The organism is Roseofilum sp. SBFL (assembly GCF_017746885.1).
Lineage (GTDB): Bacteria > Cyanobacteriota > Cyanobacteriia > Cyanobacteriales > Desertifilaceae > Roseofilum.
On record NZ_JAGHZH010000157.1, the window covers coordinates 1 to 19,277 of the forward strand.

A 19,277-nucleotide genomic window follows, 5' to 3' on the forward strand; every position below is an offset into this window, starting at 1 on the left:
CTTATAGCCCGGAAGTCAACCCGATTGAGCGATTATGGGAAGAATTAAAAGCCAAGCTAAGATGGCAGAACTGTAAAGACCTGAAAAGCCTACAGCAAAGGCTTTCACAAGTCCTTGATTCCTTCGATAAGGTAATGATCGCCTCGATAACTGGATGGGACTACTTGGTCGATGCCTTATTAAGCGCAACTTCATAGAGAAATGGGATTATTAGACATCTCCTAGAATTAGGCTGAAACCGTAATACTGTCGTTTAAAAAACGAAGTTTTAGGAGATGTCTATTGATTCAATTTCGACACCTTCGAGCCTGCCCACCCTACGATGACTACGATCGCTGAGGGACTTGAGTTATTTGGGCGATCACCGGCCCCAGTCGTGTAAAATGCTTGGGATTGAGCGTGAAGAGAGCATCAACTTCTGCTTTCAGGGCTGCTTGGGCAATCAGAGCATCAAAAATGCCCCCACCCGGAAGCTTAAGAGCAACCATACAGGCGATCGCGGTTTGATAAGCTTGTCTATCTAAAGAGATTAAAATCAATGTGAGCCAAAGAACCCGTTTCAATCACGAGCAGATTTTCTTTACGGCGCAGCCTGCTTTCGCCGACATCAGTAGAGGGGGGAGATTTAGGGCGATCTAGATCCGCTTGCAGAAATTCCAAGATCCTGAGTTTCTCAGCATCCGATAAATTTTGCAGGATTGGCAGCAACTCAGAAATACCCATGGCTGTTTTTCTAGGCTACTTCTTTAGGTTATCTCATCTCACATCCTTTAACCAACCCAACGGCGATCGCCTCCCAAAAGTAAACATCCGAATGTTCTTTTGGGCAAGGGATGAGAAAAATGCTGGGACAGAAACGGGCGATCGCCACGGAACCATAAAGAACAATCAATCACATCATGAGTACCCGTATTTTTGTTGTAAACTGGGGAAAGAGGATAAAACTAAGTATAAAATCAACAAAAAGTATCCCCACTCTCGGTACAAAGCTGAAAACTAAGGAATTATACGCAATCGCTAATTATAAACATCCGGATGATCCATAGGGTGAGAGTCTGTAAAAAAGGAGAGAGACTGTGTAAAATACCATTGTTTCCTAAAAAACACGGACTGGGACTTCAACAGCACAGAAGACTCGAATGTTGACCTCTGAACCAGTCAGTTCCCATAGCATCGGTATAGAGCCATGAATGACAAGCAGTTCGATCGCATACTCGAAGGACTCAACTCTATAGAGCAGCAAGTATTGGACGAATTGCTAAATGGAAGGGAAATCGCTACAACTGTCGCCAGTAACAAATCGGATGTACAGAAAATTAGGCGTGATATCTATAAACACTTTGGCGTGAACCAAGATGATGGGCGTAGAAGAGGACGCTTTTTTCTGATTGCACTATTTTTCAGGTATAAACCAGAGTTGGTGAATCTGCCCTGCCTGAAGAATTTCCAGAGTATGAGTGCAGAGAACTTTGAGCAACAATGCGATCGCCTCTCCCCCCAGGAAAAACCTGTCTTAGAGCAGTTCCTCCAGAACAAAACTGACGAACAAATTGCTGCTTCCCTCAACAAAAAACTCGGAACCAAAAGTCTTTTTTGGAGAGATCGAGCCCTAAAACGGTTTTTTCCATTGTTCTTCCCAACATCGGGTGTCTGGCCAGTGGCACTCACCGGCAGGATAAATCACTAACCTTGTTCATGCAGGCTATGCTCTCATGAGCGCCTTAGATACTCTCGAGTTTTTGGGGGCCTGTGTTCAGTTGGGTTGGCTTATCTACACGAGCAGATGAACAGGTCGTCATCTAAGGGGCGGGGGCAGGTTCACAATATTGATGGTTGAGTGGCGAAAATTTGGGTGAAACCTGCCCCTACGGGGATGGATACAATGGTTGAAAAGGGAGGACGGAACAATGTTAGAATAGGCCGATCGCAGCCGCTCTAAACATCTGGTAGACTTAATGCACAGCAACGACTTGTATCAAGGGGGCGAGATTACCGAAGCCGTGCAAGCCTTACTCCAGCGCTACGAAGCCTTGCAAACCGCAATCAACCAAAAACGCCAACCTCCCCAAAACTCCAGCGACAACAAAACCCTTGCCACCACTCGCCAAACCTTCGATACGTTTGTCGAGGATATCCAAGCCTTAGAAGCGGAAAAACAACAGGTTTGGCAAGCACTGCGCCGTCAAGATCCCGTTTTAGCCGGTTCCAAGGAAGTCGCTCCCCTGAGCTTAACCGAGATGCAGCACCTGCTCCCGGATACTACCACCGCTCTGCTCAGTTTCTACACGAATTGGGAAGTCTAGTAAGGTAAGCAAGATTTGCTTGTCAAGGTTGAAGGATCTTGCCTATTCTCCTGCCCACCCTGCGATCTGCGCTACGATCTCAGAAGCCGGGTTTCTCCGAGAAACCCGGCTTCTGGAGACTCTTCTCATGCCCTTTCTGTTTATCGCCCTAATGTCGCCGGGTTACCCAAGTCAAAGAGTCCGGCGATACAACCGGTCATTAAGGTGGCGAGAGTGGCGGCCCAGAGGGCTTTGAAGCCGAGGGAAGAGACTTCCGATCGCCGTTCGGGAATCAGGGAAGAAAGCCCACCGACGAAGATCCCATAGGACGCAAAGTGGGTAAACCCGCAGAGAACATAGCTGACGATGAGCATGGCGCGATCGCTAATGGCTCCTGCACGACTCAGATTAGCGAGACTAATATAGGGCGGCACATTGGTTTCAAACACCCGACGACCAATAATCACGGAAGCTTGCCAAATTTCATTAATATCCAGAGATACCCCCGTCAGAATAGTTAGGGGGAAAAACAAAAATCCCATGATATTTTGCAGCGTAACTACTTGAAATACCGTACCGACTGGTGCAGGTAATCCTGATAGGCTATCAAAGCCCATATTAATTAGCGCCACTAAACCCAAAATGGCGATAATTACAGCCGCAATACCAACGGCCATTTTCACCCCATCTAAGGCTCCCATAATCAGGCTATCCATGGGATTCGGTCGTTTTTCGGGGTCTTGCTCTGGCTCTTCAGGAATTTTGCCCAGGGTTTCAGGCACTCCAGTTTCCGGAACCAAGATTTTTGAAATCACGAAACAAGCGGGAATGGTCATAATTGAAGCGGAGACCAAATGACCGGCAATGGAGGGAAAGACAGGGCGTAAAAACCCAGCATAGAGTCCGAGAACAGAGGAAGCAATAGAACCAAAACAACTGGTGAGAATGGCACAGATTTCGCTGCGTGTCATTTTAGCCAGGAAGGGTTTAACGGCGATCGCCGATTCAATACCGACAAAAATATTGGCTGCTCCGGATAAGGATTCTGCCCCACTAATTTTCATCGTTTTCTGGAACAGTTGGGCAAAAACCTTCACAATCGGTTGAATAATATTCAATCGATACAATAGGGCGACTAATGCCGAAAAGAAGACCACTTGAGGTAGGGAGCGAAAGGCAAAGATATAGCCCGGATTGAGATGATCTGAGCCAAGTTTATCGCCAGGGATCGCTACATAGGGTTGACCAACTGCACGCATAATCCACCGTCCTGCCGGCCCCGGGCCAAGCACTCGGTTAGGATTAGGGACAAAAGCAGAAGTATCGCCACCAAACAGGAAGCGAGCGCCTGCTTCTGAAGCATCTAAAAGGGCATTGAGCAGATTATTGAGTTGGGCAATCAGATCGCGAGTGGGGAGAACAAAGACTAGGAGTCCGATCGTCATTTGTAGAGTAATGCCAATGGCGATCGTTCGCCAGGGAACCACTTTGCGGTCTTCGGAACCAACCCAAGCAATCAGACATAAGATAACGATTCCGAGGGCGGAGATCAGGTTTAAAATGGGATTCATGGGCAGAGTGCTTCCTCACAGTAGCCAGCCAATCCGGTGATGTCACACCACGTTGATTATTATCAGACTCCGGAATTACACCGATGTCAAGTCTAGGATAGCCATCATGGATGAAAAATTAGTGTTCATGGGTTTAAGCTTAGGGTATAAGCACTCCGTTGGTTTAGGGAGAATTTTAAGGTTTATGGAAGCGTTTGATATTCATCCACCAGCTTGGACAGAACAAGCTACCCATGCATTCAAGTTCTGTTGTCCTCGCTGTGCGGCGACTTCGAGGCAAGCTGAACGGGTGTGGTTAAATCGGCGATCGCCCGTTTACACAGAAGGCAATCGCCGTAAATGGCAAGAATTTTATTTATGTGAATGCGGACAAGCCTGGTGGGGTTGGAGCAACGAACGTCCTCCCTCAGAGTTGGCGGGGGAGGATCTTCCCCAACCCCAACCCCCGAATCCCTTTGATGGTCTTTAAAGGGAATTGGGATTAGGGTTGATCGACGGCGACTTGAGGTAAGCCCATACTGTAATTCACTGCCCGGCTTTCCAGGTTATAGCTGAGTTCCCCTTTTTGGAGGAGCGATCGGACAAAATGCTCCAAATCCGACCCAATCCGACGCAGATTATACTCGGTTAAATCCTGTCCTTCATAGGCTGCCACCAACTCCTCAAACTTACCATAGACCGCTTTTAGGGACGAATCCGTCCAATTTAATTCATTATCTGGGTCTACATCCAGAGTCAGCATATTGTCAGATGGATTAAGTTCTCCCTTTTCAATAACAGCCGTAAAAATGCGGATATGGCGGGTCGTAGATTTGAGTAACATATAATAGTCAATAAAAAACAGCCTATAGGTATTCTGTCATTGCTAGGCAAAGGACGCAATCTCTCAGCTATCTTAGGCAAAGATGCCATTGTATTGATCTCCCAGAAAGAATAACTTCAGAGCAGTTCCCGCTTCCCCCATGGCCAAAAGTAAACTCAAATCCAAAGGAAAAGCACCGAATCTAGCCGCCCTAGTCAAACCCCCTCCGACGAAAGAAGAACTAGCTGCCAAAAAACGTGAAGCTGCCAATGCTCGCAAAAAGTTCAATGGAGTCCTCGGACAGGCGATCGGAATTGGCTCTGTTTTCGGTTTAATTGGGTTCGCCGTTATGGGCGAACCTTCATTTTTCGTAGCCGGATTATTTGGGATTGGTGTTCTCATATTTGCCTTAAATTATCCCATTCAAGCTCTATGGGCTTTCTATATCTATATGCCCTTTAGCGGCACTATTGTTTATGGAGTGGGAGGAGGAAATGCACTCCTCCAGTTAGCCAAAGATGCGTTTTACATTCCCGGATTAATGGGCATCTATCAATACTGCCAACGATATCGTTTGCCGTTCCTTGTGCCCAAACCCCTAATTCCCTTCATATTTTCCCTATTAGGGTATTGTGTCTTTATCATCCTAGTCATCAATACAACTGGAAAAACTTACGGAGGAGATAAACCGATCTTATTAGGGATTTTAGGCTTAAAAGTATTCATGGGATACATCCCCTTAATCAGTTGTGGATTTTATATGATTCGGGGGAAAAAAGAATTGCTGTGGATTACCCGGATAACAACTATTTTGGCCATCATCACCTGTGTATTATGCGTCATGCAATATCGAGCGCTCTTATCCGGTGCATGTGAAGGCACTCGTAATGCAGTAGGAGACGATTTATTCAAAGCAAGTGTCGAAGCCAGATGCCTAGTTGGAGGATCTTTAACTTACAGTCCCCAGGTTGGTCAGATCCGTCTCCCCAGTACCTTACCTTCCCCTTGGCACTGGGGTTGGTATATGATTTGTAGCGCCTTCTTTACCTTTGCCACTGCTTTTTGCGATCCTTCTCCTCTATGGCAAATGGCGGGATTTGCTGGAATGGGATTAAACTTTGTTTGTTCTGTGATTTCAGGACAACGAATTGCGACAATGCTTGTCCCTGTGGTAACCGTTATTTTACTGGTGCTTACCGGTCAAGTTGCCAACCTAAAACGGTTCATTCCCATTGCAGTTGGATTAACCTTACTCTTGGGAGGTGCGGCGGTAGCTTTCCCCGATGTTGTACAAGAAAGATGGGATAGTTTAGTCGGTCGATTGGGTGCATCTAACCCAGCAGATTTTATTGCTGAACAAGCCGAACATTCTGCGAAGGAAGCGGGTTTCTTTGGCAATGGATTAGGACGGGCAACGAATTCGGCTAGAATATTTGGTAAAACTTTTTTGGTGGAAACTTGGTTCCCAAAAGTCCTCTTTGAATTAGGAAAACCAGGGCTTGCCTTATTTTTACTGCTGGTTACTGCTCTGACTTGGCAAACGTTTAAAGCTTATCGTTCGGTGAAAGATAAAAGCTTACGCAATTTTGGCGCTTGTTTTTGGGTATTTATTCTAATTATCAGTTACCAAACTTACTGGTATCCATTAGATACCGATCCGGTATGTGTCTACTATTGGTTATTTGCTGGTATTACCTTAAAGTTACCTGATATTGATAAGGAAGAACAAAAGAAACAGGAAGAACTGCAAGCGCTTCTGGAAGCACAAGCCGATCCGAAAAAACGCAAGAAATCTAAATCGGCTAAACCTGGCAAAAATGGGCGTAAATCGAGTAAAAAGAAGAAATAGAACTATAATCCCTGAGCGATCGCCGAATAAACAATGAATTTACCTTTTCTATCTGTGATTATTCCTACCTATGGGAGAGAAGAACCCCTACTCGATAGTATCCAGGATGTCCTGAAGCAGGATTATCCCAATTTTGAGGTATTAGTAGTCGATCAAACAGCCGAGCATAAGCCGGAAATTCAAGCATTCTTGGATGAGATGGCTAATTCAGGCAAAATTAAGCTGTTTCGGGTCAATTGGGCGAGTTTACCAGGAGCGCGAAATTATGCAGTACGGCGCTCTAGCGGAGATGTGGTGCTATTTATTGATGATGATGTGGTGTTACCAGAAGGCTATTTGATGGCCCATGCTCGCAATTACGATCGCCCGGAAATTGGTGCAGTAGCTGGTCGTGTTTTTGACCGCATGAAGTTGGGCGAGTCCAAGAATAGTTATACCATTGAAGAGTTACCGCCGCAAGCTTTTGACCCTGGAATTGCTTGGTATCACATTGATTTAGTCCATACGACAAAAGCCCAGGAAGTCATTTCTGCACGGGGATGTAATATGTCCTTCCGCCGTGACATTTTTAGCAAACATGGCTTGGAATTTGATGAGCGATTTCGCGGCAGTGCGGTACGGGAAGAGTCCGATTTTTGCCTGCGCTTGCGCCAGACGGGATACAAAATCTGGTACGATCCAGAAGCTAATTTGGTGCATTTGGGGGAAGAAACCGGAGGATGTCACGATATTTCCACGCGATCGCTAGAATATCAGATTACCTTCTACCATAACCACTTTCTCATGGGACTCAAGAATTTGACCGTAGGTCAACAAATCCGGTTCTTTAGCAAGTTATTTGACTGTCACGTTTTAGGTCATCCTCCCTGCAATAAAAGTGGCTCCCCCATCAAAATTGTTAGTCGCGCAGGGTTCTACACCATGGGTTACTTAAGTGCTTGGCAGACTCGGCTCAAAACATTATGGAAAACAGGGCAAACCTATAGCCAACAAGATGAACAATGGCAAGCTTCTGAATCGGTTTAATGGTGTTATTAGAGTCTAAATAATCATGAAAATTTTAATCGCCAGCCACACCTACATTGTCGATCTCAATCGAGAGAAATTAAGAAAATTAGCCCAACTCGATCCGAGCATAGAAGTAACTGTGGTTGTCCCCAAGCGATGGCGACCGGGAGGCGTGCAAAACAAAATCATTGAAACCCAACCCGTTGATGAGGGGAATTTTCGAGTTGTTCCCCTATCAAACTTGAGTGAAAATAACCAAGGCTTATTGACTTTTGGGCTGGATTTAGTGCAACTCCTCAAAACCTTCAAACCCCATATTTTGCAGACTGAGCAAGGAGCAAAAGCATTTAGCCATGCAGAATTAATTACCCTCAATAAGCAACTCAACTTGAACGCCAAAAATGTATTCTTTACTTGGTGGAATTTACCCTATGAAGTCAAATTTCCCATTTCTGTGTTAGAGGGATTTAATCTTAAACATTCCCATGGTATTATATCGGGCAACCAAGACGGAGCCGATGTACTGCGCGATCATGGCTATGATGGCCCCATCAAAGTGATGCCTCAACTGGGGGTAGATGAGCAGTTGTTTTCCCCCCAAGAGCAACCAGAATTGAGGATATCTTTGGGGATTGAGCCAGATGAATTTGTCGTAGGGTTTGTGGGGCGGTTTGTCGAAGAAAAAGGACTTTTGACTTTATTCAACGCCTTGAAAAAAATTACGGATTATCCGTGGAAATGGCTGTTGCTCGGTCGAGGTGACTTGAAACAAGATCTTTTAAACAAGGCTTCAGAAGTTGGATTGCGAGACCGGTTGATTTGTGTGGAAAGTGTTCCCCATGACCAGGTTTATCGCTATATTAATTTAATGGATGTCCTGGTTTTACCATCTGAGACCACCTATAAATTTAAGACGCTAACCGCAGCCGGTTGGAAAGAACAATTTGGCCATGTTCTGATTGAAGCGATGTCTTGTAAAGTGCCGGTCATTGGTTCTGATTCTGGAGAAATTCCCCATGTGATTGATGAAGCAGGATTGGTATTTCCAGAAGGGAATGTGGATGGTTTGCGAAACGGTTTGCGTCAAGTGATGGAAAATCAAGAATTCAGGCAAAATTTGGCGCAAAAGGGTTATGAACGGGCGATGCTTCACTATACCAATACGGCTTTGGCTAAAGAACAATACTCTTTTTATGAACAGTTGCTGTAGATTAATTCACGTTGAGTTCTTGTCTTTTCAATTGATTTCCCGCAACCTAAATCTTGCCCCATTCTCTATTCCCTAGCGCCAAGCGCTGTAACCATAATGCGCGTTTTACAAATTGTTCCTTCTATTTCTCTCGTCTATGGTGGTCCGAGTCAGATGGTCAAAGGGTTGTCTGCTGCCTTGAGTAATGAACCCGGTATGGACGTGACGATCTTAACTACAAATTCTAATGGTGATACGGGTGAAGCGCCGTTAGATGTGCCCCTAGACCGCCCCGTGGAGGAAAATGGCTATCAGACTCGCTACTTTCGCTGCTCCCCGTTCCGACGCTACAAATTTTCCCTAGATTTATTAAAATGGCTGTCCGAACATGCTTCAGAATACGATATTGCCCATATTCATGCCCTATTTTCTCCGGTTAGTTCGGCTGCTGCGACGATCGCCAGACAGAGGAGACTCCCCTATATTATGCGTCCTTTGGGAACGTTAGATCCGGCGGACTTACGCAAAAAACGCCAACTGAAGCGCATCTATACAGCTCTGTGGGAAAAGGGCAATATTAAAGGAGCTGCAGCGATTCATTTTACCAGCAGCATTGAAGCGAAAATTTCCGATCGCTTTGGCACCGATACCCCAGGCGTAATTGTACCTTTAGGGGTGCAACTGCCCCAACTACCAGAACCGGGCATGGCTAGAGAAAACCTGAATATCCCTGCCGATAAACCCTTAATTCTCTATATGTCGAGAATTGACCCGAAAAAAGGCTTGGATTTGCTCATTCCTGCTCTGGAAACCTTGGTGAATGAAAATTTTGACTTTGAGTTTGTTTTAGCGGGTGGGAATCCCCAAAATACCGCCTATGTGGAGCAAATTAAACAGCAGATCCAATCCTCTACCTTAGCCTCCTGTACCCAGTTTCCGGGGTTTGTCAGGGGAGCGGAGAAAGCGGCGCTGTTGCGAGATGCGGATCTGTTTGTACTGCCGTCCTACTATGAGAATTTTGGCATTGCTGTCGCTGAGGCGATCGCCTCCGGAACCCCTGTCGTTATCTCCACAGGCGTTTATATCTGGGAAGAAATCCAAAAAGCGGCGGCTGGATGGGTGTGTGGTTGTGATGTCAATTCGCTAACGGATAGCTTACGACTGGCTCTGAGCGATCGCCAAGAACGACTGAAACGAGGAGCAGCAGGGGCACAATACGCTAATACTCACTATAGCTGGTCGGCGATCGCCCAACAAACCATCGGCGTTTACCAACAGTTCGCGCGATCGTCCAGTTAAATTACTGTCCTGGTTTTCCCACTCCCTTCTCCATCGACTATCTATAGTACAAGCATCAGGTTAGAGAAAAAACCGAGATCACATCTTTCCAGGATATCTCTCACAGGCGATCGCCCTCTGTCCTCACCGTCATCACCCCCATCTCCAGAGCATCCTAGAACTATAGCCGAAATCATCCAGACGAAACCTCTAACCTCTCGTATGTTTTTGTATTTCCTGTCGAGGAACTCAACCGATGAAAGTACGATGGAAAACCCTAATCCCCAGGATAACCCTATGGTTAGCCTTAGAAATCGTTCTTAGTTGCTTAGGACTCGATCATCTCGCTGATTACAGCGAGTATGTCTTGGAAAAGAAAGCGATCTCTACATTAGTCGTGAGTCATAGGTAATGAGATTTTGTCTGGATCGATTGTAGAGGGTTGAGTGAATTTCCAGCGATCGGTTAAAGTGACTCACATTTGGGCGATTTTGATCTCTAGCTTTGCTGCCATCGACGCAAATATATACTATTTTCCTGGCGAACAGGAGGATTTGTGATCGTGAATTGGGATTATCGTGTTTTTTGTGAAGACAATGGTGATTATGTGATTCGTGAAGTGTTTTATGCAGAGGATGGTTCGATTCTAGGATGTACGGAAAATGAGGTGTGTCCTACAGGGCGATCGCTACAAGAGTTAACTGAGGATCTGCAACTCTTTAGAGCAGCTTTAACTCAACCAGTTTTGAGAGTCTCCGATGTGCCACTATATTCCAAGCAACGAGAAGATAGGAAAACAGAGAAGAAGACGATTTCTCACGAACAGGTTTTAGCCCAATTGGGATTGAGTGAATTTCCGGCGATCGGCTAAAGTCAGTTACATTTGGGCGATTTTGCTCTCTTGCCTAGCTTCCAAAGCTAGATTTTCTGACCGCAATACATTACTATAAAGTTAAGTAATAATTTTTAGTCTGACTCATGAAACCGATCGAACTCCTCGCCATGGGCACTCTCCTCCTGTGCCTCACTGTCCTGAGCCTCTGCGCTCCCCAAACAGCCCTTGCAAACCCCGATCCTGGTCAACTCTCCCATGCCATCGAAGAAATTGAAAACTTAGATGCCATGCGCTCTGGGCTAGCCTCAACCCTCAAAGACAGAACCAAAGCCATTACTCCACAAACCTTCAAGCAAGTCTGTAAACCCGTAGGTATGAAAGCCAAACAACTGAGCCAAGAAAACGGATGGCAAGTGAAACAAATAGCAGTCAAATATCGCAACCCTGCCCATGCTCCAAACACCCCAGAAGCAGAAGCGGCCCTTGAACTGCTAGATAACTATCCAGAACTGATGGGATTCTGGCAAGATGAAACTCTTAATGGTCAACCAGGACAGCACTACTATCGCCGAATTAATGTAGAAGCCACCTGTTTAGGCTGCCATGGCGCAAAAGCAGCACGGCCAGAATTTGTCAAACAAAACTATCCCCAAGATTTAGCCTATGACTTTAAAGTAGGAGATCTTCGAGGCATGTACGCTGTCTTTATTCCCGATCCTGTCGCTTCTGAATCTGAATGAACGTCCTAACCCACCCTTCTCTCCTTAAAGTCCCCTTTTCTCGAGGAGATTTAAGGGAATCGTGTCCAACTCACCCAGGAAAACACAGGGTCATTGCTTTTCTCGTTGCCCTGCTGCTCTTCCTCCTCCCCTCTACCCTTTTGGTTTCGCCACCCGCATCGGCTCTGATTCGCCAACAACTCGAAGCACCAGGACAAACCCTCTATCAATCTCGCCATAGCTTGCGAGATAGGAGTGGCAAAACCTGGCAAGTGATTCTCTTTAAGCGGATCAAAGTGGGAGAATTAGCCAATGTTCAGTTACGTTTAGTCGGATTTCCCGAGCAAACGGTTTTTCAACATCCTGCTCCTCTCAACCTCAAAGATAGCCAGAATCAGCAGTTGAGTGCCTCCGATGTTTTTGCAGATAAAGCTCCTGCCCCCAATGTGGGACAGTACGAGCTAACCGATATTCTGGATTTGGTTTCCGCTTCCGGTTCCCTAGAGCTATCTTTACCCGTGGAAAATGGGGAAACTCGGATCTCGGTTCCTGCTGTGATTATTCTGGAATGGCAATATTTAGCCCATGAATATTAATACAGCGCTTTGCTTGCGTTATAAGCGACAGTGTTGAATCCTCAAAGCTATGTACCAAAAGCCTATTCCCTATTCCCCATTCCCCATTCCCTAGCGCAAAGCGCTATATGAGGATGCTTTTAACCAGAATCTTAAGCTCCTTAGCTGTGCTGTACAATCAATAGGCAGCTTAAGACAGACACAGACCTATGGCGATCGCGTATAGTCGATGGATAAGAGTGCTACTGGTGGTCATGGCGATCGCCTTATCCGCCTGTAGCCCTACCCAGTTTCGCACATCTGCCGCTGAAGTGCCCCAACTGGTGCAAGCCATTCTCAGCGATCCCAAAACCTTTAACTACGCCCTCAGTCAAGAGACTCCCAACATTTTTGGACTCACCTACAAAGGACTGATTGAGACCAATGGTTTAACTGGAGAAATTGAACCCGGATTAGCCCAATCTTGGCAAATTTCCAACCAAGGTAAGCGCATCATCTTTACCCTCCGGGAGGATTTACAATGGTCCGATGGCTCTCCCCTCACCACCGATGATGTCGTGTTTAGCTACAACGATGTTTATCTCAATGAAGCCATTCCCACCTCCGCTCGGTTTGTACTGATGATCGGTGAAAGTCGCGCCCTACCGACGGTGAGAAAATTAGACGATCGCCGAGTCGAATTTACGATCCCCGAACCCTTCGCCCCATTTTTACGCAGTACCGGCTTACCGATTTTGCCTGCCCATGTCCTTAAACCGACCATAGAAACCCAAGACTCCGAGGGGAATCCCGTCTTTCTCTCCACCTGGGGAACCGATACTCCAGTCGAGCAAATTGTCGTCAATGGCCCCTATCAATTAGAGCGATATAATACAACCCAACGGGTCATTTTTAAGCGAAATCCCTATTATTGGAAAAAAGACGAAGGGGGCGATCGCCTCCCCAATATCGATCGCATCATTTGGCAAATTGTCGAATCCACCGACACCAGCTTTCTCCAATTTCGTTCCGGGAGTTTAGATTTAGTCGATGTTTCCCCAGAATATTTTTCTCTCTTAAAAAAAGAAGAAGACCGAGGAAAATTTATCATTCACGGACGACAACCCACCCTCAGTTCTGTATTTATCACCTTTAATTTGAATAAAGCCAGTCGTGATGGCAAGCCATTGGTCGATCCGATCAAATCCCGATGGTTTAATAACCTTAAATTTCGCCAGGCAGTTGCCTACGCTCTCGATCGACAAACCATGGTGAATAATATTTATCGCGGTTTAGGAGAACCCCAATATTCTAATATTCCCGTCCAAAGTCCCTACTATTTCTCCCCGGAAGAGGGATTGAAAATCTACAAGTTTAATCAAGAAAAAGCCCAATCCTTGTTAGAAGAAGCCGGTTTTCAATATAACAGTACAGGACAATTGGAAGACGATGCTGGTAATCTGGTTCGCTTCACCCTTCTGACTAATGCCGGCAATAAAATTAGGGAAGCATTAGGCGTACAAATTAAGCAAGATTTAAGCAAAATTGGTATTCAAGTCGATTTCCAACCCATCGCCTTTAGTACCTTAGTCGATAAACTCGGTAATACCCTGGATTGGGATGCTCATATTATTGGCTTTGCCGGAGGTGGAGTTGAACCCAATAATAGCGCCAATGTCTGGTCACTTGATGGTTCATTACATAGTTTTAATCAACAACCGCAACCGGGACAACCTCCGATTCAAGGATGGAAACCCGACCCTTGGGAGCAGAAAATTGCCGATTTGTATATCCAAGGGGCACAAGAATTAGAAGAAAGTAAGCGTCGGCAAATTTATGGAGAAGTTCAACAATTAGTCAAGGAAAACTTACCCTATATTTATTTGGTGAATCAACTCTCGATGACGGCTGTGCGCGATCGCATTCAACCCATTCAGTATTCTGCCCTTGGTGGGGCATTGTGGAATCTCGATGAACTACAGATTGTTGATGAGTAATGAGTAATGATTAATGAAGACTTACGCGCCCTTTTAGAGGCAGTAGCAGGGGGGCAAATCACTCCAGAATCGGCTCTAAACAAGCTCAAATACTTTGATTTTGAACCGGTGAGCGAATTTGCTCGGATTGACCATCATCGCGCCCTGAGAACCGGTTTTCCAGAGGTCATCTGGGGACCGGGAAAAACCCCCGATCAAATCGCCCAGATTATGAATACCATGCGTCAGGACAATCCGATCGTCATGGCGACTCGCATTGAACCCGATGTCTATCATCAATTAGACGATCGCGTGCCCCATCTGATCTACTATCCCATGGCTCGGATTTGTGCGATCGGCACTCCCCACATTCGTCACCCCGGAACCATCGGTATTCTCTCCGCCGGAACCGCCGATTTATCCGTCGCCGAAGAAGCCGCCATCACTGCTGAACTCTCAGGCTTTCACGTCCAAAGACTCTGGGATGTTGGCGTTGCCGGTATCCATCGCCTCCTCAGCAATCGTGCCGTTTTAGACCAAGCCCATGTCCTCATTGTCGTCGCCGGTATGGAAGGCGCTCTCCCCAGTGTCGTCGCCGGTTTAGTCGGCTCTCCTGTCATTGCCGTCCCCACCAGTATCGGGTATGGAGCCAGCTTTAACGGGTTAGCCCCCCTGCTCACCATGCTCAACTCCTGTGCAGCAGGCATTGGAGTCGTCAATATTGATAATGGCTTTGGAGCCGCCATTTTAGCCGGCCAAATCCTCAGAACTGCCCAACGGGTAAATAGGGAATAGGGGATTAGGGAATAGGGAATAACCTGAATTCGGGATCAACAGCGACTCTTTCCTCAGAATGCGCTCCGAGCAACCACTCCTTACGCGAGGGGTCTGGGGAACGCTCTCGTTCCCCAGTAGGGGATTTGGGGGACTAGTCCCCCAAAGAGATCTCGCACTTAAGCTCAACCAATCATCATTGTTCCTTCTCCCCTTATCCCGAACTCAGGTGAATAGGGAATGGGGAATAGGGCATCTTGCCCATCCAAAACAAAACCGCCCCAGGGTTATGTCCTCCCCAGGGCAGTTTGTGTGGATTTTAGATTGCTGAGATAGAGTGAATCCAAAATCCAAACTTGTTATTAGTTAGCCTGAGCTACCTCTAACACCTCATCCATAATGGTTCCCGACTGCTCCATCTTGCTGATATCCAAGATAGTCTTGAGAACAGAATCCGGGTTCAAACTCATGGAATCAATGCCGAGTTCAACCAAGAAGCGGGCGAACTCTGGATAGTCACTAGGCGCTTGACCGCAAATACCAATCTTGCGATTGTGTTTCTTAGCGGCTTTAATGGCAATTTGTACCATCCGACGAACCGCTTCATTCCGTTCGTCAAAGATGTGGGCAACCAAGGCAGAGTCACGGTCTAATCCCAAGGTTAACTGGGTTAAATCGTTAGAACCAATAGAGAAGCCATCAAAGACTTGGGCAAATTCATCAGCGTAGATCACGTTACTGGGCAATTCGCACATCACGTAAACTTGCAAACCATTTTCGCCGCGTTTCAAGCCATTGCTTTCCATTTCAGCCAACACTTTGCGACCTTCATCGGGGGTGCGGCAGAAGGGAATCATAGGAATCACATTGGTTAAGCCCATTTCATCCCGAACGCGTTTGAGTGCTTTACACTCTAAACCATAGGCTTCGCGATAGTTGGGGTCATAGTAGCGGGATGCACCACGCCAACCAATCATCGGGTTTTCTTCTTTGGGTTCAAACTGACGACCGCCTAAGAGGTTGGCATATTCATTACTCTTGAAGTCGGACATCCGTACAATCACTGGATTGGGATAGAAGGAAGCCGCGATCATGCTGATACCATGGGCCAGTTTGTCTACGAAGAAGTCAGGCTTGTTGTCGTAGAGAGCGGTAAGTTTAGCGATTTCCCGTTTGGCTAACTCGTCTTCGAGTTCGTTGTACCGCAGCAAGGCCAAGGGATGAGCTTTAATGTGGTTGGCAATAATGAACTCTAACCGAGCTAATCCAACACCATCACAGGGAATGGAGGATAAACCGAAGGCTTCTTCAGGATTACCCACGTTCATCAAGATTTGGGTGCGGGTCTTGGGTAGGTTGTCGAGTTGGGTTTCAATGACATCAAAGGGAACTAGACCGTCATAAACCCGTCCTTCTTCACCTTCAGAGCAGGATACTGTGACTTCTTGACCGGTGGTGAGGATTTCAGTGGCATCCCCACAACCGACGATCGCCGGAATACCCATTTCCCGGGCAATAATAGCTGCGTGACAAGTCCGACCGCCTTGGTTTGTGACAATGGCGCTGGCTCTCTTCATGATCGGTTCCCAGTCGGGGTCAGTCTTGTTGGTAACCAAGACTTCACCGGCTTGGAATTCATCGATGCGGTGAACTTCCATGATCACCCGTGCATTCCCTTGACCAATCATTTCACCGACGGCGCGACCGCGAACGGCGATGTCCGATGTGCCTTTGAGTTTGTAGTTCTTGAGGATACTACCGGATTTTTGGGATTGAACGGTTTCGGGACGCGCTTGCACGATGAACAGGTCGCCAGTTACCCCGTCTTTTGCCCATTCAATATCCATGGGGGTGTAAGTGCCCCGGACTTCGGAATAGTGGTCTTCAATAATACAAGCCCATTTGGCCAACTGAAGAATTTCATCGTGGTTCAGGCAGTATTTGCCCCGCTCAGATTCGGGAACGGAAACGTTTTTAGTGAGTTTCGATCCACCCAAGTCATAGACCATCTTCAGTTCTTTGGTACCCAGGCGTTTTTCCAGGATTGGACGATAGCCGTCTTTGAGGGTTGGCTTGAAGACGAAGTATTCGTCAGGGTTGACGGCTCCTTGAACTACGTTTTCCCCTAAACCATAGGCAGCCGTAACGAGAGCTGCGTTTTTGAATCCGGTTTCGGTGTCGATGGAGAACATTACACCAGAGGAAGCCAGGTCAGAACGTACCATTTTTTGTACGCCAACGGAGAGGGCAACATCAAAGTGATCGAAGCCTTTTACTGTCCGATAGGAGATCGCGCGATCGGTAAAGATGGAGGCAAAGCATTTATGGCATGCTTTGAGAACCGCATCTACACCATAGACGTTGAGGTAGGTTTCTTGTTGACCGGCAAAGCTGGCATCGGGCAAATCTTCAGCCGTAGCACTCGATCGCACTGCTACGTCTACTTCGTTGAGGTTACCGTTGTCTGGATTGCCATACCATTGGCACATTCTTTCATAGGCTTTGGCGATCGCCTGCTCAAGATCTTCTGGGAATGGGGTATCGAGGATCAGCGATCGGGCTTTTTTACCCCGTTGCCGTAAGTTACTCAGATCTTCGACATCTAAATCGGAGAATAATTCCCGCAGTTTGCTTTCTAACCCTGCGGATTGAATGAAGTAGCGATAAGCATGGGCTGTGGTAGCAAATCCATTGGGCACAACCACACCTTTGGGAGTCAATTGTTGGATCATTTCGCCTAGAGAGGCGTTTTTACCGCCAACTAAGGGAATGTCGCTGATGCCAACTTGTTCAAACCAAAGAACGAAAGCTTCATTTTTTTGAGCTTCACTGGTTACATTTCCTAGGGCTAAGGTTTGAGTCATGGTTCAATATCCTCCATGGATTTTTAATTCAATTCGACTTAGCTAGGCAGCACAGTACAGTAAAGTAATACTTTTTAATGGAGTTTTATTTCCACATACTGCCTGAGAAGTTACGAGAGATTAAGTTCTCTCTCAATTTGTGTCAACTTCTGTAATTTTGGACTATCAACTAACAGTTATTGATCGCTTGAAACCTTGATATACCAAGACTTTAGCGTTTTCTGCTGGGCAATTGCCCGTGATAGTGGCTTTGGATTCACTCTTCTCACAGCCTATTACTTTCTATTAAAATTACAAGGTAGGTACGCCCTGAATCCTTAGTTACCTAAAGGGAAAAAATAGGATGTAGTCAGGGATACAAACATATTTAAATAAACATTAAGGTTAGTAGTATTCGCTTATGAACTATCAACGGAACCCCATAGAAACAGAAGTCTCTATCCCAGAGTCTGCCTGTTTTGTACCAAGCTGTCCGATTCAGTTTGTCCTGGACTTGATTAGTTCTAAATGGTCAGTGTTGATTTTGCGGGAACTGTTCCAAGGCGATCGCCGCACCCATGCCCTTCTGGATGCCTTACCTGGTATTAGCTCTAAAACCCTTACCCTGCGTTTGCGAGAATTGGAACACCATGGGTTAGTCAAACGCACGGTATACCCTGAAATCCCGCCCCATGTTGAATATTCAATTACGGAAAAAGGCCGAGAACTCAAACCAGTTCTACTCTCTATTAAAGAACTCGGAGAGCGATGGTTAGAAACATCATGTTCATGTGATCGCATCCGTAACGGTTAGTTAACATCACCGTTTAATTTCCTAGGGACTGTTGTAAACACTCACTTTCAATTAAACCGGAGCTACAGGGTGACTATTATCTTTTTCACCCTCATTCGTAGCAAGCTTTTAAGGATTGGATTTCCTCTTCTGTCACTCTCCGAAAAAGAAGGGGTTAAACCCCTTACCCCTCAAAGCACAATCAATGGTAATCTGAAAGGCAAATCCTATTCACTACAGGTTGCCCTCTTGATTGGCCAAATTAATCCTCAATTAAATTTGTGAACTTTCCAGTCAGGAATCCTAATCATTTCGGGCTTTTTTTGTATTCATATATACAAAAAACAGAGAAAATAAAGATTTCCTAAAGAGCGTAAATTTATGTAAACTCTTTATAGAGTGATGTGAAGCCTTTGTTTCACAGGTTTTTCACATTCACATCCTATGATCATTCATATCAAGGAACACACAAGCAAGGAATTTGTAGGAGTTGATTATGCCCGTAAGTCTACCATCGATCATCCAAGAACAATTGGTACAACCCTTCAAATATTGGAACAATGGTGTTCAGGACGCTATGTCCTACCAGAATGAGATGTATACTTACGTTCGTTCTTACAGCCAAGAGAATCGCCTACAAGCCTATAGTTATGCCTGTGACATGGCTGAACAAAACATCAAAAGCTGCATTACCTGCTCAGAGAGAGGTTACAAAATTTGGGTGAATCTCAAGTGTGTATCGAATCATCAGTTAGAGACCCATCAAAACCTGAACTTCAGCCCAGCCTTTTCCTAGTCCTCGCT

Annotated in this window: 21 protein-coding genes and 1 pseudogene; 16 read left to right on the plus strand and 6 right to left on the minus strand. The window is 46.1% G+C overall.

Annotated features, from left to right (window positions below; genetic code table 11):
- Positions 1–197: pseudogene (locus J7545_RS16300) on the plus strand (IS630 family transposase); the annotation flags it as partial.
- Between the two features lie 129 nt (positions 198–326).
- On the opposite strand, the gene J7545_RS16305 reads toward J7545_RS16300, so the two are convergent.
- From J7545_RS16305 to J7545_RS16315, 3 genes are read right to left on the minus strand one after another with little or no spacing between them, the layout of a single operon-like run.
- Complete coding sequence (locus J7545_RS16305; protein WP_318719866.1) at positions 327–563, minus strand: hypothetical protein; 237 nt, start codon at positions 561–563, stop codon at positions 327–329.
- Positions 517–723, minus strand: coding sequence for a hypothetical protein (locus J7545_RS16310; protein WP_318701815.1), 207 nt, complete (start codon positions 721–723; stop codon positions 517–519). Before J7545_RS16310 ends, J7545_RS16305 begins: the two co-directional genes overlap by 47 nt.
- 47 nt (positions 724–770) lie before the next feature.
- Positions 771–896, minus strand: a complete 126-nt coding sequence (locus J7545_RS16315; protein WP_318701816.1) for a hypothetical protein — start codon at positions 894–896, stop codon at positions 771–773.
- 290 nt (positions 897–1,186) lie between these two features.
- Here J7545_RS16315 and J7545_RS16320 point away from each other — a divergent pair, with 290 nt between their 5' ends.
- Positions 1,187–1,687, plus strand: a complete 501-nt coding sequence (locus tag J7545_RS16320) for a hypothetical protein (protein WP_318701817.1) — start codon at positions 1,187–1,189, stop codon at positions 1,685–1,687.
- A gap of 268 nt (positions 1,688–1,955) precedes the next feature.
- Positions 1,956–2,303, plus strand: a complete 348-nt coding sequence (locus J7545_RS16325; protein ID WP_318701818.1) for a hypothetical protein — start codon at positions 1,956–1,958, stop codon at positions 2,301–2,303.
- Positions 2,304–2,443: 140 nt separating this feature from the next.
- Here J7545_RS16325 and J7545_RS16330 read toward each other — a convergent pair whose 3' ends face one another.
- A complete protein-coding gene (locus J7545_RS16330) occupies positions 2,444–3,853 on the minus strand; it encodes a NupC/NupG family nucleoside CNT transporter (RefSeq protein WP_318701819.1) in 1,410 nt (469 codons plus the stop codon).
- A gap of 184 nt (positions 3,854–4,037) precedes the next feature.
- Here J7545_RS16330 and J7545_RS16335 point away from each other — a divergent pair, with 184 nt between their 5' ends.
- Positions 4,038–4,322, plus strand: a complete 285-nt coding sequence (locus tag J7545_RS16335) for a hypothetical protein (protein WP_413038623.1) — start codon at positions 4,038–4,040, stop codon at positions 4,320–4,322.
- 12 nt (positions 4,323–4,334) lie between these two features.
- On the opposite strand, the gene J7545_RS16340 is transcribed toward J7545_RS16335, so the two are convergent.
- The gene (locus J7545_RS16340; RefSeq protein ID WP_318719867.1) at positions 4,335–4,676 is read right to left on the minus strand and encodes an NAD(P)H-quinone oxidoreductase subunit M; all 342 of its coding nucleotides are present in this window, start codon (positions 4,674–4,676) and stop codon (positions 4,335–4,337) included.
- A 139-nt stretch (positions 4,677–4,815) separates the two neighbouring features.
- Here J7545_RS16340 and hpsL point away from each other — a divergent pair, with 139 nt between their 5' ends.
- The 10 genes from hpsL (at position 4,816) to larB (ending at position 14,858) form a co-directional block, all read left to right on the plus strand.
- Positions 4,816–6,504 carry a hormogonium polysaccharide biosynthesis protein HpsL gene (gene hpsL / locus J7545_RS16345; RefSeq protein WP_318719868.1) on the plus strand — a complete coding sequence of 563 codons (1,689 nt, stop codon included), beginning with the start codon at positions 4,816–4,818 and terminating at the stop codon, positions 6,502–6,504.
- A gap of 33 nt (positions 6,505–6,537) precedes the next feature.
- Positions 6,538–7,530, plus strand: a complete 993-nt coding sequence (hpsN, locus tag J7545_RS16350; RefSeq protein ID WP_318701823.1) for a hormogonium polysaccharide biosynthesis glycosyltransferase HpsN — start codon at positions 6,538–6,540, stop codon at positions 7,528–7,530.
- Between the two features lie 25 nt (positions 7,531–7,555).
- Entirely contained in the window at positions 7,556–8,722 is a 1,167-nt protein-coding gene (gene hpsO, locus J7545_RS16355) for a hormogonium polysaccharide biosynthesis glycosyltransferase HpsO (RefSeq protein WP_318701824.1), read from the plus strand.
- Between the two features lie 96 nt (positions 8,723–8,818).
- Positions 8,819–10,000 (plus strand): hormogonium polysaccharide biosynthesis glycosyltransferase HpsP, encoded by a 1,182-nt coding sequence (gene hpsP / locus J7545_RS16360; protein ID WP_318719869.1) that lies wholly within the window; start codon positions 8,819–8,821, stop codon positions 9,998–10,000.
- Between the two features lie 235 nt (positions 10,001–10,235).
- The gene (locus J7545_RS16365; RefSeq protein ID WP_318719870.1) at positions 10,236–10,391 is read left to right on the plus strand and encodes a hypothetical protein; all 156 of its coding nucleotides are present in this window, start codon (positions 10,236–10,238) and stop codon (positions 10,389–10,391) included.
- Between the two features lie 150 nt (positions 10,392–10,541).
- Complete coding sequence (locus tag J7545_RS16370; protein ID WP_318719871.1) at positions 10,542–10,850, plus strand: hypothetical protein; 309 nt, start codon at positions 10,542–10,544, stop codon at positions 10,848–10,850.
- Between the two features lie 107 nt (positions 10,851–10,957).
- Positions 10,958–11,554: a DUF3365 domain-containing protein gene (locus tag J7545_RS16375; RefSeq protein ID WP_318701827.1), complete on the plus strand. Its 597-nt coding sequence runs from the start codon at positions 10,958–10,960 to the stop codon at positions 11,552–11,554.
- Complete coding sequence (locus tag J7545_RS16380; protein ID WP_318701828.1) at positions 11,551–12,129, plus strand: DUF3122 domain-containing protein; 579 nt, start codon at positions 11,551–11,553, stop codon at positions 12,127–12,129. The genes J7545_RS16375 and J7545_RS16380 overlap by 4 nt, the downstream gene beginning before the upstream one ends.
- A 188-nt stretch (positions 12,130–12,317) precedes the next feature.
- Positions 12,318–14,084, plus strand: a complete 1,767-nt coding sequence (locus J7545_RS16385; protein WP_318719872.1) for an ABC transporter substrate-binding protein — start codon at positions 12,318–12,320, stop codon at positions 14,082–14,084.
- A 6-nt stretch (positions 14,085–14,090) separates the two neighbouring features.
- Entirely contained in the window at positions 14,091–14,858 is a 768-nt protein-coding gene (gene larB / locus J7545_RS16390) for a nickel pincer cofactor biosynthesis protein LarB (protein WP_318701830.1), read from the plus strand.
- 341 nt (positions 14,859–15,199) lie between these two features.
- Here the strand turns inward: larB and ppsA are convergent, their stop codons facing one another.
- Positions 15,200–17,701: a phosphoenolpyruvate synthase gene (gene ppsA, locus J7545_RS16395; protein WP_318701831.1), complete on the minus strand. Its 2,502-nt coding sequence runs from the start codon at positions 17,699–17,701 to the stop codon at positions 15,200–15,202.
- A 400-nt stretch (positions 17,702–18,101) separates the two neighbouring features.
- Here ppsA and J7545_RS16400 point away from each other — a divergent pair, with 400 nt between their 5' ends.
- Together J7545_RS16400 and J7545_RS16405 are read left to right on the plus strand one after the other, a co-directional pair.
- On the plus strand, positions 18,102–18,494 hold the full coding sequence (locus J7545_RS16400) for a winged helix-turn-helix transcriptional regulator (RefSeq protein WP_271941990.1): 393 nt from the start codon (positions 18,102–18,104) through the stop codon (positions 18,492–18,494).
- A 475-nt stretch (positions 18,495–18,969) separates the two neighbouring features.
- Entirely contained in the window at positions 18,970–19,269 is a 300-nt protein-coding gene (locus J7545_RS16405) for a hypothetical protein (RefSeq protein ID WP_318701832.1), read from the plus strand.
- Positions 19,270–19,277 lie beyond the last annotated feature (8 nt).

Excerpts from the sequence above, each read along its gene's own strand:
- J7545_RS16310 (WP_318701815.1), bottom strand. The coding sequence starts at position 723 with ATGGGTATTTCTGAGTTGCTGCCAATCCTGCAAAATTTATCGGATGCT.
- J7545_RS16320 (WP_318701817.1), top strand. The coding sequence starts at position 1,187 with ATGAATGACAAGCAGTTCGATCGCATACTCGAAGGACTCAACTCTATA.
- J7545_RS16325 (WP_318701818.1), top strand. The coding sequence starts at position 1,956 with ATGCACAGCAACGACTTGTATCAAGGGGGCGAGATTACCGAAGCCGTG.
- J7545_RS16330 (WP_318701819.1), bottom strand. The coding sequence starts at position 3,853 with ATGAATCCCATTTTAAACCTGATCTCCGCCCTCGGAATCGTTATCTTA.
- J7545_RS16335 (WP_413038623.1), top strand. The coding sequence starts at position 4,038 with ATGGAAGCGTTTGATATTCATCCACCAGCTTGGACAGAACAAGCTACC.
- J7545_RS16340 (WP_318719867.1), bottom strand. The coding sequence starts at position 4,676 with ATGTTACTCAAATCTACGACCCGCCATATCCGCATTTTTACGGCTGTT.
- hpsL (WP_318719868.1), top strand. The coding sequence starts at position 4,816 with ATGGCCAAAAGTAAACTCAAATCCAAAGGAAAAGCACCGAATCTAGCC.
- hpsN (WP_318701823.1), top strand. The coding sequence starts at position 6,538 with ATGAATTTACCTTTTCTATCTGTGATTATTCCTACCTATGGGAGAGAA.
- hpsO (WP_318701824.1), top strand. The coding sequence starts at position 7,556 with ATGAAAATTTTAATCGCCAGCCACACCTACATTGTCGATCTCAATCGA.
- hpsP (WP_318719869.1), top strand. The coding sequence starts at position 8,819 with ATGCGCGTTTTACAAATTGTTCCTTCTATTTCTCTCGTCTATGGTGGT.
- J7545_RS16365 (WP_318719870.1), top strand. The coding sequence starts at position 10,236 with ATGAAAGTACGATGGAAAACCCTAATCCCCAGGATAACCCTATGGTTA.
- J7545_RS16375 (WP_318701827.1), top strand. The coding sequence starts at position 10,958 with ATGAAACCGATCGAACTCCTCGCCATGGGCACTCTCCTCCTGTGCCTC.
- J7545_RS16380 (WP_318701828.1), top strand. The coding sequence starts at position 11,551 with ATGAACGTCCTAACCCACCCTTCTCTCCTTAAAGTCCCCTTTTCTCGA.
- J7545_RS16385 (WP_318719872.1), top strand. The coding sequence starts at position 12,318 with ATGGCGATCGCGTATAGTCGATGGATAAGAGTGCTACTGGTGGTCATG.
- larB (WP_318701830.1), top strand. The coding sequence starts at position 14,091 with ATGATTAATGAAGACTTACGCGCCCTTTTAGAGGCAGTAGCAGGGGGG.
- ppsA (WP_318701831.1), bottom strand. The coding sequence starts at position 17,701 with ATGACTCAAACCTTAGCCCTAGGAAATGTAACCAGTGAAGCTCAAAAA.
- J7545_RS16400 (WP_271941990.1), top strand. The coding sequence starts at position 18,102 with ATGAACTATCAACGGAACCCCATAGAAACAGAAGTCTCTATCCCAGAG.
- J7545_RS16405 (WP_318701832.1), top strand. The coding sequence starts at position 18,970 with ATGCCCGTAAGTCTACCATCGATCATCCAAGAACAATTGGTACAACCC.